Origin of the sequence: Rhodovulum sp. 12E13, from assembly GCF_003340565.1 — a bacterium.
In the GTDB taxonomy this organism is placed as follows: domain Bacteria; phylum Pseudomonadota; class Alphaproteobacteria; order Rhodobacterales; family Rhodobacteraceae; genus HLUCCA09.
Genome location: NZ_QPLK01000019.1, coordinates 56600 through 71760, shown reverse-complemented (window position 1 = coordinate 71760; position 15161 = coordinate 56600). Strand labels below are relative to the sequence as shown.

General features: G+C 70.3%; 14 protein-coding genes. 3 read left to right on the top strand and 11 right to left on the bottom strand.

Translation table 11 applies throughout. The features are described from left to right. Window positions 1-251: 251 nt before the first annotated feature. The 7 genes from DLJ49_RS15640 to DLJ49_RS15610 all read right to left on the bottom strand — a co-directional run bounded on the left by DLJ49_RS15640 (window position 252) and on the right by DLJ49_RS15610 (window position 6246). Window positions 252-590, bottom strand: coding sequence for a RidA family protein (locus tag DLJ49_RS15640; RefSeq protein WP_115394490.1), 339 nt, complete (start codon window positions 588-590; stop codon window positions 252-254). A 9-nt stretch (window positions 591-599) separates the two neighbouring features. Further along, window positions 600-1994: an FAD/NAD(P)-dependent oxidoreductase gene (locus DLJ49_RS15635; protein ID WP_115394489.1), complete on the bottom strand. Its 1395-nt coding sequence runs from the start codon at window positions 1992-1994 to the stop codon at window positions 600-602. Continuing rightward, window positions 1984-2289 (bottom strand): (2Fe-2S)-binding protein, encoded by a 306-nt coding sequence (locus DLJ49_RS15630; protein WP_115394488.1) that lies wholly within the window; start codon window positions 2287-2289, stop codon window positions 1984-1986. Before DLJ49_RS15630 ends, DLJ49_RS15635 begins: the two co-directional genes overlap by 11 nt. Then, window positions 2264-3364: an NAD(P)/FAD-dependent oxidoreductase gene (locus DLJ49_RS15625; protein WP_115394487.1), complete on the bottom strand. Its 1101-nt coding sequence runs from the start codon at window positions 3362-3364 to the stop codon at window positions 2264-2266. The genes DLJ49_RS15630 and DLJ49_RS15625 overlap by 26 nt, the downstream gene beginning before the upstream one ends. 87 nt (window positions 3365-3451) lie before the next feature. Further along, a complete protein-coding gene (dctP, locus tag DLJ49_RS15620; RefSeq protein WP_115394486.1) occupies window positions 3452-4453 on the bottom strand; it encodes a TRAP transporter substrate-binding protein DctP in 1002 nt (333 codons plus the stop codon). 30 nt (window positions 4454-4483) lie between these two features. Further along, on the bottom strand, window positions 4484-5782 hold the full coding sequence (locus tag DLJ49_RS15615; protein ID WP_115394485.1) for a TRAP transporter large permease: 1299 nt from the start codon (window positions 5780-5782) through the stop codon (window positions 4484-4486). Continuing rightward, window positions 5779-6246 (bottom strand): TRAP transporter small permease, encoded by a 468-nt coding sequence (locus DLJ49_RS15610; RefSeq protein ID WP_115394484.1) that lies wholly within the window; start codon window positions 6244-6246, stop codon window positions 5779-5781. The genes DLJ49_RS15615 and DLJ49_RS15610 overlap by 4 nt, the downstream gene beginning before the upstream one ends. A gap of 106 nt (window positions 6247-6352) precedes the next feature. Between DLJ49_RS15610 and DLJ49_RS15605 the strand changes: the two genes are divergently transcribed. Continuing rightward, window positions 6353-7282 (top strand): LysR family transcriptional regulator, encoded by a 930-nt coding sequence (locus DLJ49_RS15605; RefSeq protein ID WP_115394483.1) that lies wholly within the window; start codon window positions 6353-6355, stop codon window positions 7280-7282. Window positions 7283-7585: 303 nt separating this feature from the next. Here DLJ49_RS15605 and DLJ49_RS15600 read toward each other — a convergent pair whose 3' ends face one another. The 3 genes from DLJ49_RS15600 to DLJ49_RS15590 are packed head-to-tail and all read right to left on the bottom strand — an operon-like array spanning window position 7586 to window position 11294. Beyond that, window positions 7586-9775 carry a xanthine dehydrogenase family protein molybdopterin-binding subunit gene (locus DLJ49_RS15600; RefSeq protein WP_115394482.1) on the bottom strand — a complete coding sequence of 730 codons (2190 nt, stop codon included), beginning with the start codon at window positions 9773-9775 and terminating at the stop codon, window positions 7586-7588. Next, a complete protein-coding gene (locus DLJ49_RS15595) occupies window positions 9772-10764 on the bottom strand; it encodes an FAD binding domain-containing protein (RefSeq protein WP_115394481.1) in 993 nt (330 codons plus the stop codon). The genes DLJ49_RS15600 and DLJ49_RS15595 overlap by 4 nt, the downstream gene beginning before the upstream one ends. Further along, window positions 10761-11294 (bottom strand): 2Fe-2S iron-sulfur cluster-binding protein, encoded by a 534-nt coding sequence (locus DLJ49_RS15590; protein WP_199533389.1) that lies wholly within the window; start codon window positions 11292-11294, stop codon window positions 10761-10763. Before DLJ49_RS15590 ends, DLJ49_RS15595 begins: the two co-directional genes overlap by 4 nt. 225 nt (window positions 11295-11519) lie before the next feature. Here DLJ49_RS15590 and DLJ49_RS22150 point away from each other — a divergent pair, with 225 nt between their 5' ends. Continuing rightward, window positions 11520-11789, top strand: coding sequence for a hypothetical protein (locus tag DLJ49_RS22150; RefSeq protein WP_199533388.1), 270 nt, complete (start codon window positions 11520-11522; stop codon window positions 11787-11789). A 294-nt stretch (window positions 11790-12083) separates the two neighbouring features. Here DLJ49_RS22150 and DLJ49_RS15585 read toward each other — a convergent pair whose 3' ends face one another. Next, entirely contained in the window at window positions 12084-13508 is a 1425-nt protein-coding gene (locus DLJ49_RS15585) for an aminotransferase-like domain-containing protein (protein ID WP_115394480.1), read from the bottom strand. Window positions 13509-13623: 115 nt separating this feature from the next. On the opposite strand from DLJ49_RS15585, the gene DLJ49_RS15580 reads away from it, so the two are divergent. Then, window positions 13624-15120: an ABC transporter substrate-binding protein gene (locus DLJ49_RS15580; protein ID WP_158547485.1), complete on the top strand. Its 1497-nt coding sequence runs from the start codon at window positions 13624-13626 to the stop codon at window positions 15118-15120. Window positions 15121-15161 lie beyond the last annotated feature (41 nt).

The following is a 15161-nucleotide window of genomic DNA, read 5'->3' as shown; positions in this document are numbered from 1 at the left end:
TCAGTCACGTGCGGGTGCGGGAGGCAGCCGCGATATCCCCGCGCAGAGGGTCCTTGGGGCCGGGGCACCTGTCCCGGCGACGGACAGACACGCGCGTCGTGCTCTGACAGCGTCGCCAGGGTCGGCTCCGACGCCTCGGCGGCAAGCATGGAGCGGTGGCGGCGGCTCATGGGAGCTCGCCTGCTGCCGGGCTCAGGAGTATCGGCGGCGCAGGCGCGGCGAACGGCATCCGCAACGCGCGGCCGCACCTGTCAGCACGCGGCGGTGACGATGATCTCAACCCTCAGTTCGGGCCGGGCCAGGCGCGCCTCGCCGCAGGCGCGGGCCGGGGCGTGCCCCTCCGGCACCCAGGCGTCCCATACCGCGTTCATTTCGTCGAAGTCGGACATGTCCGCCAGCCAGATGACGGCCTGCAGGAGGCGCTCGCGGGAGGAGCCGGCCTGCGCGAGAAGGGCGTCCACGCGGGCGAGGCAGTCGCGCGTCTGCTCGGTGACGGTCGCGCCGTCGCCCACCTGGCCGCAGAGCCATGCCACCCCGTTGTGCTTGACGATCCTGCTCATGCGGCGGCTGGTATCGATCCGTTCGATCATGCGTGTCTCCTATTCGGCGGCGTCCCGCGCGGGGGCGTCCATGGCGGCGAGCTCGCCCAGCGTGACGGGTTTCAGGGGCGGGCGGATGCGGTAGTAGCCGGTCGCCTCGGGGCTCTGACGGTTGGCCTCGGCAAGAAGGGCGGTGACCGTCAGGCCGCAATAGCGGCCCTGGCACGGGCCCATCCCGGCGCGGCCGAACGCCTTGGCCTGATTGGGGCCGGTGCAGCCCAGCGTGGCGTAACGGCGGATGTCGCCCGCCGTCACCTCCTCGCAGCGGCACACGACGGTCGCGTCGGGGGGGCGCAGGGCAGGGGCATGGGGCGGGTAGGCGGCGTCCAGGAATGGCCGCAGCGCGCGCTCGCGGGAGAGCGCCGCGCGGAGCGGAGCCGCCTGGCGGTCGCGCTGGCCGCGGGAGAGGCGCCCCGCCTGCCGCCCCGCCTGGAGCGCGGCGAGGCGCCCCGCGGCCTCGGCCGCCTTCGCCCCGGCGATCCCGGCGCCGTCGCCGGCGATGAAGAGGCCGGCGCGCTCGGTCTCGCCCCAGCCGTCGAGAACGGGCGCGAAGCAGTGCTGGCCGTGATCCCAGCGATGGGCGATCCCGAGCGATCGCGCGGCCTGCGTGTTGGGCACGACGCCGTGGTGCAGCAACACCGTGCGCGCCGGGATGCGGTGCACCCGCCCGCCCGCGCGGAAGCGAACGGCCTCGGCCTGTCCCTCGCCATCGATGGCGATGTCGGTGGCTCCGGTATGACGGTCGATGCCCGCGCCCGCGATCTCGGCGATCAGCCCCAGCCCCTTGGCGAGCGCGGGCCCGTTGCGCAGGGCGCCTCCCGCATGCCGGAAAGCGGCGATCAGTTCGGCTTTCGTCTGCGTCTCGACGAGCGCGCGGGGCGGCACGCCCGCCCGCACCATCTGCGCGGCCACGAGGTAGAGCAGCGGCCCGCATCCCACGAGCACAGCTTCGCGGGGGACGAGGCCCGACTGCTTGAGCAGGATCTGCCCCGCTCCGGCCGTCATCACGCCCGGGAGCGTCCAGCCCGGCAGCGGCATGGGCCGCTCCATCGCGCCGGTGGCGAGGATCACCCGGTCGGCCGTGACCTCCGCGGCGCGCCCGTCGCGCGTGTAGAGCAGGCGCCAGCCCGCCTCGATGGCCCAGACGGTGGCGCCCGGAACATGGGCGACGCCGGGCTGCGCGAGCGCGCCGGTCAGTCGCACCCCCACGGTGAAGTCCGCGCCGAGGATGTCGCCACGGCGGGCGGCGGCGCGGTCCACGTCGCGGTAGATCTGCCCGCCGGGGCGGGGCTGCTCGTCGAGCAGGGTGACGGAGAGGCCCGCCTCGGCCGCGGTGACGGCGGCGGCCATGCCGGCGGGGCCTGCGCCGACCACCGCGAGGTCGCTATGCGCCATGTCCGGCCTCCCCGGCGCGCGGCCGCGCGATCTCCATGCCCTCGGCGACCTCCGTCATGCAGGCCTGCCGCACCACGCCGTCGATCTCCACGAGGCAGTCGTAGCAGGCGCCCATCATGCAGAACGGCCCGCGCGGGGCGCCGGAGACGGAGGTGTGGCGGAGCGTCTGCACGCCGGCGGCGAGCAGGGCGGCGGCGAGGTTGGCGCCCGCGCGCAGATCGAGGGGCGTGCCGTCGAAGACCACGCGCACGCGCGGCCCCTCGTCCAGCTCAAGAAACGGCGAAGCGGGCTTCACTGAAGGCCTCCAGGTCGGGCGCGGCGCCGGTGCTCTCCAGCCAGTCGGGCAGGGTGAGGGCGTGGGCGGCGGCCAGCGTGATGCCGCTGTGGCAGGTGACGAGATAGGCGCCCGGCATCTCGGCGCTCTCCTGGTAGATCGGCAGCCCGTCGGGCGAGAGGACGCGCAGCGCCCCCCAGCTGCGGACGAGCTGCGCCCTGGCGAGCGCCGGGTAGGCGGCGATGGCCTCGGCGGCGAGGTGCGACAGGCCCGGCTGAGTCACGCCGTCGTCGAGGCCCACCTCCTCGTTGGTGGCGCCGATCTGGATGCCGCCCTCGTCCACCTGCCGGGCGATCAGCGAGGGACGGTTGATCATCTTCGGCAGCTTTTCCGTGATCAGCACCTGCCCGCGCTGGGGCCGGACCGGCGCGCGGAAGCCGAGCCGAGGCCCGAGCTGCGCCGCGCCCAGCCCGGCCGACAGGACGATCTTGCCGGCGGCGACCTGCGTGCCGTCGGAGCAGGCGACGCGGAAGCCGTCGGGTTTTGTCACCTCGGTTACCGTCTTTCCGGTCAGCACCCGGCCGCCCATGCGGCGGACATCGTCGGCGAGCGCCATGAGCAGGTTGAGCGGGTTGGCGTGCCCGTCCTGGTGGTGGAGGATCGCGCCGACGACCGTCGGCCCGATGGCGGGCTCCTCCTTGCGCAGCGCGTTGTGGCCGAGCACCTCGAACGGGTAGTCGCCGTCGAGCCTTTCCTTCAGTTCTTCGTATTTGGCGACGGTCGCCGCGAGCGTCTCCTCCGAGAAGTGCAGGTCGTAGCCGCCGTTCTGCTCCAGCCCGACGCTCCGGCCGGTGCGCTCGGCGAGTTCCTCGGCGAAGCCCGCCCATGCGGCGGCCGAGCGTTGCGACCACCTTGCATAGCGGGGCTCGTTCATGCCCTTGGACTGGACCCAGACCAGCCCGAAATTGCCCCGGCTCGCGCGGAACGCCCCGTCGTCGCCGTCGATAACGGCGACGCGCAGGTCGCGCCTGAGCAGCCCCCACGCGACCGACAGGCCGACGACCCCGCCGCCGATGATGGCGTAATCCCAGTCCATGCCGCTCCCCGGGGTGGCGGGGCGGCGCGGGTCCGCCCCTTGTCTGCGCTTGCCCCGGCCGCGCGAGGCGGGCCGGGGCGCGCGCGCTCACATGCCCGAGGCGCCGACCTGGTCGAGGATCGCCTGGCCCCACTCGACGCCGACATCCTCCAGCACCACCGGCCAGACCTCGTCGCGCACCTTGGCGGCCATCGCGGCGAGCTGGTCGTCGGTCAGCTCCACCACGGTCGCGCCGAGCTCGTCGGCCAGCCGCTGCTCCCACTTGCCCTGGTCTTCCTCGGCCACGGTCCAGCGCTGCGCCTCGAACCCCTCGGCGGCGGCCTGGAGCGCCGCCTGGTCCTCGGCGTCGAGCTCGGCCATGGAGCCGTCGGAGATCAGCATGTACCACACCTCGAAATGGGTGTTGGCGGGGATGTAGGCCTTGGTCACGTCGCGGAACGAAGCGTAGTAGCCCTCTGCGCCCGAGCCGATCACGCCGTCGACCACGCCGGTCTGGATCGCGGTGAAGGCTTCCGAGAACGGGATCGGCGAGGGGATGTAGCCCAGCGCCTCGCCCGTCAGCTGGAAGCTCTTGATGCCGGGCACGCGCACCTTGATGCCGTTCGACTGGCTGGGGTCGCCCGGGTTCACCGGGTCGGTGTTGAGCGAGATGCCGCCGAAATACACCGGGTAGGCCGCGAGCATCGTGATGTCCTGCTCGGCGTAGAGATCGGCCATCACCTCGCGCACGGGGCCGCCGGGGCCGTAGATCGCGCGGGCGTCGTCCCACGAGTTGGCGAGATAGGGGAACGAGCTGATCTGCATGCGCCGGTCGGCGCCGGTCGCCGCCGGCTGGGTGGCCATGTCGATGGCGCCGACCGAGATCCGCTCCTGCACCGTGGTGTAGTCGCCCAGCGCCGAGGCGGGGAAGATCTCGACGGTCACGTCGCCGCCGGTGGCCTCGGCCACGCTCTCGGCGAAGGCGCGCAGCTCGACGTCGATGGTGGCGTCCTGCGGGCGGACGTGGCTCATCTTGAGCTCGGTCGCCTGTGCGACGCCCGAGAGCGCCATCAGCGCGGCGGCAGCGGTGCCGGTCAGGAAGTGTTTCATGGGATTGGTCCTCCGTTGGGTGGGGGTGGGTCAGTAGCCGAACAGGCTCGGCAGGAAGAGCGAGAGATCGGGCCAGAGCGAGGTGAGGAACACGACCGGGACGTAGCCGGTGACGATCAGCACCATCGCGGGCGGGATCACCTTGGTGACCTTCACGTTGCCGATCCGCGCGCCGAGATAGAGGATCGAGGCATAGGGGGGCGTCACCCCGCCCATGGCCGTGTTCACGCCCATGATCGCGGCGAACTGCACCGGGGAGACGCCGAGCGCGTTCATCAGCGGCAGAAGGAGCGGCGCGATCAGGATGATGGCGGTGACGTCGTTGACCACCATGCCGACGAGGAACAGCAGGATGTTGATGAGGATCAGCAGGATCACCTTGTTCTCGGTGATGCCGAAGATGGCGCCCACCAGCTCCTGCGGGATGCTCTCGTAGACGAACATCTGCCCCAGGATCATCGAGAACAGGATCATGATCATGATCGCGCCGACGGCCGTCGCGGCCTCCTTGCCAGCGGACAGGAAGTTCTCCCAGCGCAGGCCCTTGTAGATCAGGAAGCCCACGGGGATGGCGTAGATCACCGCGAGCGCGGCCGCCTCGGTGGGCGTCATGATACCGCCGTAGATGCCGCCGAGGATCATCACCGGCATCAGCAGGGCGGGCGTGGCGTGGAAGCCGCGCCTTGCCACTTCCGTGCTCAGCTCGGAAAAGGACGGCTTGTCGTCGAGATGCAGGGTGAACTTCCGGCTCATCACCAGGTTGGCGACCGAGAAGTTGAACATGATCAGCAGGCCCGGCCCCAGCGTGGCGAGGAAACAGGCGAGGATCGAGGTATCGGTCACCCAGCCGTAGACGATCATCGTCACCGAGGGCGGGATGAGCAGGCCGAGGATCGAGGAATTGGCGATGAGCGCGGTGGCGTATTCGCGGGGATAGCCGCGCTTTTCCATCTCGGGGATCAGGAGCGGCCCGATCGCGGCGATGCCGGTGAGGCCGGAACCCGAGATCGCGCCGATCACCGCGCAGGAGACGGCCGCCACCACGCCGAGGCCCCCGCGCACATGCCCCACGAAGGCGTTGACGAAGCGCAGGAGCGACGCGGCGATCCCGCTTTCGGACATGATCGTGCCGGCGAGCACGAAGAGCGGGATGGCCAGAAGCACCGGGTTGCCGAGCTGCTGGAAGCCCCAGAGCATCATGCCCTTCATCGTCACGTCGCCGATGAAGTACATGACCATCAGCGCCGCGCCGAAGCAGAAGGGCAGCGGCACGCCGAGCGTCAGCGTGAGCACCAGCACGCCGATGGCCAGAAGCGCGATCTCGATCATCGGGCCGCTCCTGTCAGGGTCCGCACGTGGCCCCACAGGTGCCACGCGGTGTAGAGCATCATCAGGCCCAGCCCGATCACGAGCGCCACGTTGGAGAAGAAGGTGGGGATGTAGAGGGTCGGGCTCTCCTTCCAGACGCGCCACGAATACTGCGTGAAGTCCCACGCCCAGGAGAGCAGCCACAGCCCCACGATCAGGCTGATGATCTCGCCGACGATGGCGAGGATCGTGTGCTGGCGATCTGTCTTGAGGAAGATCTCGAGCACGTTGGCTCGGATATGCGTGTTCTCGCGCGAGGCGTTCACCGCGCCCAGCATGTAGAGCCACAGCGTGGGGTAGAGCATCGTCTCCTCCAGCCCCATCACCGGCACCTGCAGCACGTAGCGCGTGACGACCTGGACGAACTGGCCCAGCGCGACGATGCCGATCAGCCCGGTCAGAAGGTATTTCGAGAAGCGGTCCATGGTCCTCCCCCGCCGGTGTCAACCCGGCGCCACGTCAACTTGGCTGGACAGAGGTCATAAAAACAATTTCAAAATATCTGTAAGGTCATAGATCAGGGTTATGCCAATGAACCTCTCGGTCCGGCAGATCGCCACCTTCGTCGAGGTGATGCGCAGCGGCTCGATCTCGCAGGCGGCGCGAACGCTCGGCCGCACCCAGCCCGCGGTGAGCAGCACGATCGGGACGCTGGAAGCGGAGGTCGGCTTCGCGCTGTTCCTGCGCGAGCACGGGCGCCTGACCCCCACGCCCGAAGCGCTCTACTTCCTCGAGGAATGCGAGGCGATCCTCGACCGGCTCGACCGGACCAAGCGCGCGCTGGGCCAACTGGGCGCGCTCCAGCGGGGCCGGCTGCGCATCGCCTGCCACCCCGCCGCCTCGGACTTTTTCCTGCCGCGCCTCATGACCGGCTTCCTGCAGGACAAGCCCGAGGTCGACGTTGCGCTGATCATGCGGTCCTCGGCCGTCATCGAGGACCTGATCGCCTCGCAGCAATACGACATCGGCTTTGCAGAGACGCCGGCCCGGCGGCCCTCGATCCACCAGACCGATTTCGATCTGGAATGCGTCTGCGTCGTCCCGAAATCCGACCCGCTGGCGCAGGCCGCCGAGATCACGCCCGACGACCTCGACGGCAAGCCGATGGCGATCCTGTTCGAAGAGCACACGACCGCGGTCCAGACCGAGGCGGCGTTCGTGCAGGCTGGCCGGCGTTTCAACAAGCGCCTGGAACTGAGGACCTTTCTGCCGGGCATACAGTTCGTGGAGGCCGGCCTGTGCTACATGGTCTGCGACATGATCACCGCCTACAGCCACGTCGCCGCGCGCCAGGAGGCGCGACTGGCGATACGGCGCTTCGCGCCGCGCGTGGGAAACAGCGTTTCGATCCTCGCGCCCGGCTACGCGACGCAGGCGCGGCTCGCCAGGTCGTTCGCCGCACATCTGACGGAGGCGATCGTCGCCATGCAGGACGAGGTCGCGCACGCCCTGACGAGCTGACCGCGTTCCGGCGGTCCCGGTGCGACGGTGCGCGAGCCGCCGTCACCGGCAACGACGGACGGGCGTCGCGGCGACACGCCTGCCGGGTCGGTCGACGGGGTGCGGCGCGACCGAGCAGGCTGGCGGCGGCGCATCGGGGCAGCGGGCGGCGCTCGAGCGTGTCGCCGATGACGGGGAGGACGGCGAGACGCCAATGACGGGGGTAGAGGGGAGCATGGGAAAACCCGCGCGGCCGTCTGCGGAGCCGCATCGGCCGGCAGCGGCCCCGGACCTTGCAGCGCTCACCGGGAAATCCCGGTCGCCTCAGGTATCGCTCAGGATGGCCTCGGGCCGCACCGGGTAGTCGCGCAGGCGGAGGCCCGTTGCGTTGTAGATCGCGTTCAGGATCGCTGCGCCGGCGCCGGAGATGCCGAGCTCGCCCACACCCTTGGACTGGATCGGACAGGCATGGTCGTCGCGCTCCTCGAGGAACGTCACCCCGATGGGCGGCGCGTCGGCGTTGACCGGGATGTGGTATCCCGCGAGATCGCGGTTCACCACATGGCCGTCGCGGGGATCGAAGACCATTTCTTCTGTCAGCGCCGCGCCGATGCCCCAGATCATCCCGCCCTGGCATTGCGAGCGTGCGGTCTTCTCGTTGAGGATGCGCCCGGCGGCGAAGGTGCCGTCCATCCGGCGCACCCGCGTCTCGCCCGTGACCCCGTTCACGGCGACCTCGGCGAAGAACGCCCCGTAGCTCGCTTGGCTGACCTGCTTCTTCGTGGTGCCGGGCCTGAACTCGCCCTCCTCCGACAGCGCCCCCGACGCCGCCAGTTCGTGCAACCGGGCGCGCCGGTTGGCGCAGGTCGCCGTGCCGTCCTTGAGGGTCAGCTCGTGCTCGTGGCAGCCGAGCCGGCCGGCGACCGTCTTGCGCAAGGCGCGGCAGGCGACGAAGACGGACGACCCCGCCGAAGACGCTCCCATCGACCCGCCGGAGCCCGAGGCGGGCGGCAGGTCGGTGTCGCCGAGCCGCACCTCCACGCGCGCGGGCGACAGGCCCAGCATCTCGGCCGCGATCTGGTTGAGGATCGCGTAGGTGCCTGTTCCGATGTCGGTCATGTCGGTCTCGACCAGCGCCGAGCCGTCCTCGCGCAGCGTCACGCGGGCCCGCGACGGCGAGACGAGGTTGACACGGGCGGCCGCGGCCATGCCGATGCCGATCCACCATTCTCCCTCGCGCCGCTGCGCCGGGCGCGGATCGCGCGCCTCCCAGCCGAAGCGGCGCGCGCCGTCGTCCATGCATCCGGCCAGCGCCCGCGCGGAATAGGGCTGCCCCGTCTCCGGATGGCGCTGGGGGATGTTGCGCTTGCGAAACGCGATCGGATCGAGCCCGAGAGCCTCGGCCATCTCGTCCATGGCCCCCTCGAGCGCGAGCATCCCCACCGCCTCTCCCGGGGCGCGGACGGCGCCGGTGCAGGCCCGGTTCACCCGGGCGACCTCCTGCGCCATCCGACGGTTTTCACCGGCATAGAGAAAATGGGTGGACTGGGCGGTCGGCTCGGAAAAGGCGTTGCCGGGCAGGTTGTAGACGCGGTCCTCGTGCCCGATCGCGGTCAGACGTCCGTCGGCGTCGGCGGCGAGCCGGATCCGCTGGCGAGTCGCCGTCCGGTGGGTCGTCGTCTCGAATACCTGCTGACGGCTCATCACCACGCGCACCGGGCGGCCGAGCGCCCTTGCGGCGAGGGCCGCCGCGACCGATTCCGCCGAGATGCCGAGCTTGGAGCCGAAGCCGCCCCCGACATGGGGAGACAGGATCCGGACCTGCTCTTCCGCGACGCCGAGCGCGTCGGCGAGTTCGGCGCGATTGTGCTTCAGCATCTGCAACGTGCCGTGAAGCGTGAGACGGTCGCCCTCCCACACGGCCACGGCGGCATGCGGCTCCATCGCCGCGGCGTGCTGCGGCGCGGTCGTGCAGGTCACGTCGACGGTGCGGTGGGCGCCCGCCATGGCCTGGTCCAGATCGCCCTGGTCGAGGGCGCGCTTGTCCGGCCGGTCGACGGTGCCGGCCGCGTCGGGGTCGAAGTCGCCCGGCTCCTCCTCGTAGGTCACCTGCAGCGCCTCGGCGGCGTGGCGGGCCTGCTGCGGCGTCTCGGCGACGACGAGCGCGACGGGCTGACCGAAATAGCGCACCTCGTCGGGCCCCTGGGCGGGGGCCGTCCCGGCCCCGCCATGCGCCGGCACCTGAAGCATGCGCGAGTCGGAATAGACGCCCAGCACGCCCGGCATCGCGCGCACGGCCTCCTCGTCTGCGCAGGACACCCGGCCGCGCCCGACCCGGGCGCGCACGAGAACGCCCTCGGCCATGCCCTCCAACACGTGCTCGGCGGCGTATCGGGCGCAACCGGTCACCTTCAGCCGCCCTTCCGGCCGGTCCATCGGTTCGTGGATCACGCCCTGCGCGGTCTCGTCGAGCAGACGGGGCTGGGTCTCGTCCATGGTGAACCGGGCCGTCATCGCTGATCTCCCGTTCCCGTCGCCCGCGCCAGTTCGGCCTTGAGCAGGCGTCTGACGAGCGGGATCTTGAACGCGTTGTCACCCTGCCTTTCGGCATCGGCCAGCAGGATATCGGCGGCGTGCTCGAACACCTCGGGCCCGGGGTTTTCCCCCCGAAGCGCCTCCTCCGCCGCGCCGTCGCGCCACGGGACCGGGGCGATCCCGCCGAAGGCGAGCGCGACCTGGTCGATGCGCCCGTCTTCCATCTTCGCCACGCAGGCCAGCGAGACGAGGGCGAAGGCATAGGACGCCCGGTCGCGCACCTTCCGGTAGCTCTGGGCCGCGCCGGCGGGCGGCGGCGGCAGGATGACGGCCGTGATCAGCTCGCCGGCCTCGAGCGTCGTGTCCCGGTCCGGCGCGTCGCCCGGCAACCTGTAGAGCTCGCCGACGGTCATCCTGCGTCGGCTGCCATCCGCGCCCTCGATTTCCACAGAGGCGTCGAGGGCACGCAGGGCCACGGCCATGTCGCTGGGATGGGTCGCGATGCAGTGGGAGGTCGCGCCGAGAATGGCGTGGTTGCGCGTGTGCCCCCCGATGGCGGCGCATCCCTTGCCGGGGCGCCGCTTGTTGCAGGGCTGCGACGTGTCGGTGAAGTAGGGGCACCGGGTCCGCTGAAGCAGGTTGCCGCCGGTCGTTGCCTTGTTGCGGATCTGGCCGGAGGCGCCGGAGAGCAGGGCGCGCGCGAGCGCGGGGTAGTCGCGGCGGACCGCATGAGCGGCGGCCACATCGGCATTCGACGCCAGCGCGCCGATCCGCAGGCCGCCGCCCTCCGCCGGGCCGATCCCGCCGAGGTCGAGCCGGCTGATGTCGACGAGGCGCTCCGGCGCCTCGACCTCGAGCTTCATCAGGTCGATCAGGTTGGTGCCCCCGGCGATGAACCGGGCGCGCGCTCCTCCCGCCGCGACGGCGGACCGGGGGCTGTCGGCGCGGACATAGTCGAACGGCTTCATTCCGCCGCCTCCCGGGGCTCGACGTCTCGCTCCTGCTCGGCGGTCTCGAGGATCGCCTCGACGATCCCGGTATAGGCGGCGCAGCGGCACAGGTTGCCGCTCATGCGCTCGGCCACCTCGCTGCGGTCGAGCGCCACCTCGGCTTCGAGGTTCGGCGAGACGTGGCTCGGCCAGCCGGCGCGCGCCTCTTCCAGCATTCCCGTCGCCGACACGATCTGGCCGGGCGTGCAGTAGCCGCACTGGAAGCCGTCGTGATGCAGAAAGGCCGCCTGAAGCGCGCCCGGGTCGTCGGGGGGGGCGAGCCCCTCGATCGTGGCGATCTCGTCGGCCTCGTGCATCGCGGCGAGGGTCAGGCACGCATTGATGCGCCTGCCGTTCAGCAGGATCGTGCAGGCGCCGCATTGCCCGTGGTCGCACCCCTTCTTGGTGCCCGTGAGCTGAAGGTGATCCCGCAGTGCGTCGAGCAGGGTGGTCCTCGGATCCAGCTCGAGGGCCTGAGCGCGTCCGTTCACGGTGAGGGTGATCTCCATTGGCACTCCATCGGGCTGGCTGCGCGGTGTCGCGGCCGGCTGGGGCGGCCACGGGGCAAACCGCGCCGGTGCGGTTGCGTTCCAGGCGCCATCACCCGGTTTGCGGCATGGCCCTTCGAGCGTGGCCCGGCCGCGTTCGCCCTTATCCCGGGGCGGGGGGCGGACCGCACCGCAGCCTTTCATTTCGTGCTGGATCAGGGCGAGATTCGCGGTCACGTGGAAGGCGTGATCCTCGACACGGGCGGTGAGCTTGTCGCTGCCGACATGGCTCCGGAAGGTGTCGATATCCTCGAACGCGGCGACGAGAGCGGCGTCGGGTTGGTTGGCCCGCTGCCGATGGAGGGTGCGGCCGAAGGAGACCGGAGCACGTCCGCGCTCGTCTCGCACATGTCCGTCACCGCGTCCCGCCATGCGGTGATCTGGTCGGCGGAGGCCGCGGGCTTGTACGAAACACGCTCCGGGCAAGGCGGGGCGGCTCACTCAACTCGCGCTTGATCGGTTCCGCGCGGTCGTCCGGCGTGCCGAGGTTCGCCTCTGGATCATCATGGGTCGCGCCGCGGCGTCGGCTCCGCCCGGATCGGGGTTTGCCGGGTGCCGGTTTTCGAAGTCCGGCCCGCCTCGGCGCGGTCTGCAAGCGCGTTCCTGCTCCGCTCCGCGGCACCCGTCGCAAACGGCCGGAGCACGCGGGTCGGGCCCGAGGTGCATGGCAATATGCGGGGTGCTCGACAGCGGGTCGGCCTCGGGGCGGCGATGCGCGGCCACGAGCCCCTTGCGTCGGGCGCGGACCGGTCAGGCCGCGGTGGTGCCGTGCGGTCGTGGCTGCGTGCGCAGGAGCCGCTCCAGCCGGTTCAGGCCCCGGTGAAGCTCTCCATGCGTCCGTGGGGCTGAAATGACGAGACGCACCGCGTGGGGGGCGTCGAGGCGGCCCACGGCGAAATTGTGAGTGGGAGAGATCGCCACGCCGTGGGCCGTCGCCCCGTCCACGAACTCCTCGCTGCGCCACGGCTCCGGAAGGGTGAGCCAGATATGGGCGCTCATGTCACCCGTGCGCGCGTTCCTGAGCATTGGCAGACCCCGGACCAGCGCGACCCGTCGCCGGATGTCGTTCCTCTGCCATTCGGCCAGTTCCACGATCCTGCCGTTCATGATCCACCGTGTCGCGATTTCCGCGGACAGGCGCGTGACGGTGCCGGTGGACATGCCCACGCCCTGCCGGCTCAGCACGACATGGGCCGGCGGCGACACGAGGCAGCCGACCTTCATGCCGGGTCCGGCGATCCGGCCGAGGCTCGACAGGAAATGCGTGCGGTGCGGGGCGATGGCGGCAATCGGGATGTCGTCGTGGCGGCACAGGGTGCCGTAGATGTCGCTCTCCACGATGGGCAGATCGTGTGTCTCGGCGATGCCGGCGATCGCGATGCGGCGCGCGGCCGGCATGGTCGTGTTCATCGGGTTTTGGTTGCGCGGCGTGCAGTAGATGGCGGCGATCCTGCGTTTGCGGCACAACTCCTCCAGCGCCTCCGGGATCATCCCGTCGGCATCGCAGGGCACGCCGGCGAGACGGCGATCGAGATATCCGGCAACGGCCTTCATGCGCGGATCGGTCAACTCCTCGGTGGCGATGGTTTCGCCCGGATGCGTGATCGTCGATATGGCTGCGACGGCAGCGTGCTGGCCACCATTGGTCAACACGATCGAAGCGGGGTCGACGGCCAGGCCGTGCTCCTTCAGCCACGCGGACATCGCGGCGCGGTGACGCGCGTCGCCTTCGGCCGGGGAGTTGTCGAGCAGGTGCCTCTCGCCGCCATCGTCCGCAATCTCGCGCAATGTCTCTGCCACGAGGCCGGGCAATCCCGGGATCGGCACGCGATAGGTGAGCAGGTCGATCTCGCATTTCGCCCGCTCCGGCTCGGGGGATTCCGTCTCGACGCCGGCCGCGTCCGGGATGCTCCCGCCCCTGCCGCCTCGGCTCGCGGGGCCGACGACGAAGGTGCCCCGTCCGACATGCGCCGCGATCAGGCCGGCGCTTTCTAGCTCGGCATAGGCGCGCCCGACCGTGCCCACGGCGATGCCGAGGCTGTGCGCAAGGTCACGCTGCGGCGGCAGCCGCTCGCCCGGCTTCAGCCGCTCCCGAGCAATGGCCTCGGCAATGCCGCGGACCAGGTCGCGCGACCGCGGCTTGCCTCCCGATTGTGTCAGATTTTCGAGGTGCATAATGATACAATAAGAGGATTGCCGCGGGCTTTGTCACACGTATAGACTATGAAGAAAAGACACAATGCGACGCGCAGACGGGCGGTCACGCCCCGAACCTGCAAGGGAGGAGAAAATGTACCGACTCAAGAACCGCGTTCGCGCGGAGACCCGTGCGCTCGACCAGCTGTCCTCGATCGACACCGGTGGCCTGATCAGCCGGCGCGAGCTGATGCGCCGGGCCTCGGCCTTCGGCGCCACGGCGACGCTCGCGACCTTCGGCGGCGTGCTGCGGGCCGCCGCCCAGTCGGGCAGCGGAACCGTCAGGGTCGGGCTCGACAGCGGCGCCTTCACGCCGATTCTGCAGACCTTCGCGACCGAGTTCCGGGAGGCGACCGGGATCGAGGTGGAATTCCTGTCCTACCCGCTCGGCAACATGTACGACCAGAACCTGCTCGCGCTGCGCCAGGGCGAGGCGCGCTTCGACGTGTTCGATTTCTGGCCGAACTTCACGGGGGATTTCGGGCCGTTCCTGACCCCGCTCGAAGAGATCGGATCGCTCGCGGATCTCAACTTCGACGATATCGCCAAGCCGTTCCGGCTGCTCAACATCTACGAGGGCAAGACCGTCGGCGTGATGATCGACGGCGACCTGTTCATCAACACGTTGCGCACCGACCTGTTCGAGGACGAGGCCGAGATGGCCGCGTTCAGCGCCCGCTACGGCTACGACCTGGCCGCGCCGCGCAACTGGCAGGAATACCGCGACACGGCAGAGTTCTTCACCCGTCCCGACCAGGGCCTGCACGGTGCCGTCGAGGTCACGAGCTTCTTCGTCTATGCGTTCTTCATCAACCAGCTGGTGCAGGCGGGCGCCGAGAAGGGCGAGCGCTACGGCGAGTTGTTCGACGAGCAGATGCGGCCGCAACTGGTCAACGACACTGCCATCGCCGCGCTTGACCGCTACCGCGAGATGACCGCCTTCATGCCGCAAGAGCTCGCCATGGCGATGCCGTGGGACGTGGGCCGGCAGGTCTTCTTCGAGGGGCAGATCGCGCAGGCCAACTGGTGGACCGACATGCCCAAGGGCGCGGCCGACCCCTCGATCTCCGACGTGGCCGGGCGTATCAAGTGCGCGCCGAGCTGGGGCGATGTCACCGTGCTGCCCTATGGCCGGGCCATGGGCATCCCGGCGAACTCGACCAACAAGGAAGGCGCGTTTGCCGTCATGGCCTGGATCCAGCAGTCGCAGAACGCGAACCGCTGGGTGGCCGAGACGTTCTCGCAGTCGCTGATGGACCCGTGGCGCACCAGCATGTTCGACAAGCCCGAGAGCACCTTCCCGCTGCAGGCCGAGTCGGGCTTCGCCCAGAACTTCGCCGACGTCTCGAAGGGGCTGCTCGCCGCCGACAAGGTGTATCTCGACATCTCGATCCCCGGCACCAACCGCTACCTGTCGTCGATGATCCAGCACGTGCAGCGCGCCGTCACGGGGCAGGCGACCTCGCAGGAGGCGCTGCAGGCGATGGAGGCCGAGTTCGAGGAGACGACCGAGATCTTCAACCGCGAGCGCCAGATCGGCCATTACGACGAGTATCGGCAGCGCATGATCGACAACGGCTACTGGTCGTAACCGCCCCGAAACGGCCGCCCGCCCCCCGCTCGGGCGGGCGG

Coding starts and splice junctions, on each gene's coding strand:
- DLJ49_RS15640 (WP_115394490.1), bottom strand. CDS start 590: ATGATCGAACGGATCGATACCAGCCGCCGCATGAGCAGGATCGTCAAG.
- DLJ49_RS15635 (WP_115394489.1), bottom strand. CDS start 1,994: ATGGCGCATAGCGACCTCGCGGTGGTCGGCGCAGGCCCCGCCGGCATG.
- DLJ49_RS15625 (WP_115394487.1), bottom strand. CDS start 3,364: ATGGACTGGGATTACGCCATCATCGGCGGCGGGGTCGTCGGCCTGTCG.
- dctP (WP_115394486.1), bottom strand. CDS start 4,453: ATGAAACACTTCCTGACCGGCACCGCTGCCGCCGCGCTGATGGCGCTC.
- DLJ49_RS15615 (WP_115394485.1), bottom strand. CDS start 5,782: ATGATCGAGATCGCGCTTCTGGCCATCGGCGTGCTGGTGCTCACGCTG.
- DLJ49_RS15610 (WP_115394484.1), bottom strand. CDS start 6,246: ATGGACCGCTTCTCGAAATACCTTCTGACCGGGCTGATCGGCATCGTC.
- DLJ49_RS15605 (WP_115394483.1), top strand. CDS start 6,353: ATGAACCTCTCGGTCCGGCAGATCGCCACCTTCGTCGAGGTGATGCGC.
- DLJ49_RS15600 (WP_115394482.1), bottom strand. CDS start 9,775: ATGACGGCCCGGTTCACCATGGACGAGACCCAGCCCCGTCTGCTCGAC.
- DLJ49_RS15595 (WP_115394481.1), bottom strand. CDS start 10,764: ATGAAGCCGTTCGACTATGTCCGCGCCGACAGCCCCCGGTCCGCCGTC.
- DLJ49_RS15590 (WP_199533389.1), bottom strand. CDS start 11,294: ATGGAGATCACCCTCACCGTGAACGGACGCGCTCAGGCCCTCGAGCTG.
- DLJ49_RS15585 (WP_115394480.1), bottom strand. CDS start 13,508: ATGCACCTCGAAAATCTGACACAATCGGGAGGCAAGCCGCGGTCGCGC.
- DLJ49_RS15580 (WP_158547485.1), top strand. CDS start 13,624: ATGTACCGACTCAAGAACCGCGTTCGCGCGGAGACCCGTGCGCTCGAC.